At 46.6% G+C, this 998-nt stretch carries 1 protein-coding gene; it reads right to left on the bottom strand.

The genetic code is table 11. The features are described 5' to 3' along the window. Nucleotides 1–998, bottom strand: a 998-nt coding sequence (locus tag AB4653_RS16305) for a polyketide synthase (protein WP_372104735.1), incomplete at both ends; no start/stop codon positions are given.

Below are 998 nucleotides of genomic sequence, written 5' to 3'. Positions count from 1 at the left end.
CTTCAATGCTGTCTGGTGATAAGTTCGAAGCCTCGTAAGCGCGTTCAAAGGCTTGGACTTGTCCTTTGCTGTTTGGGCTTAATACGAACTGGCCTCGGCCATCGTTCGACAAGCCAATACCGCTGACGACTGCGTAAATATTGTCGCCATCACGCTCTGCATCAGCTAAGCGTTTTAGGACTAAAACCCCCGCACCTTCGCCAGCAAACAGACCTTTACTGTTGCTATCAAACGGAACCGACACACCGTGATCAGGGTAAGCGTGGAAGATCGAAAAACCCATATTGATAAAGAATGGGTCAGCACCGGATACCGCGCCTGCCAACATCATGTCGGCTTTGCCTGTATTCAAGTAATCACACGCTAACTTCAATGAATACACAGAGCTTGCACATGCGGCATCTAGACTCAGTTGTACGTTACCTAAACCCAATGCATCAGCCACTAACTTAGAGGCGTTGTGTGCCGCTGCACCATTGATAGGGTTGAGGTCTTGCGCGGTTTCATTGGTTGGTAGCAATGAAAATTGGTCATTAGCTAATTTATCTTTAAATGCTTTCTCGACCACCGAGTGATAAATCGGTAGAAACAGGTCGTTTGAACGTGTGGTTGGGAACGAAAGGGCACCCATGATCACGCCTGTGCGCTCTAAAACATCGGCATTCAGATCAATGCCAGCGTCGACTAACGCCTTACGACTGGTATCCAAAGCCCATAGGAAACTTTGGTCAACACCGTTGAACGATTCTGCTGTTAAGCGGTAGCCATTGCTATCGAAATTGAAGTTTTCGATGTAACCGCCTTTGTCACAGTAAAAGCGGTCTGACTCACCTTGCACGCCCTGATAGTTTTCAGGTTTAGCTCCTAACTTTTCAGCGCTTAATGTGGTTCGAGAATCTTTTTTATCCAGCAAGTTTTGCCAAAAGTCTTTTGGCGTATCAGCTTCTGGGTATTGGTTTGCAATACCAACAATCGCGATCTTATTGCACTTTACTTGT

Origin of the sequence: Vibrio sp. 10N.222.48.A3 (assembly GCF_041475345.1) — a bacterium.
GTDB lineage: Bacteria > Pseudomonadota > Gammaproteobacteria > Enterobacterales > Vibrionaceae > Vibrio > Vibrio tasmaniensis_A.
The sequence above is the reverse complement of the archived record's forward strand: the minus strand, read 5'-3'. Positions and strand labels throughout refer to the sequence as shown.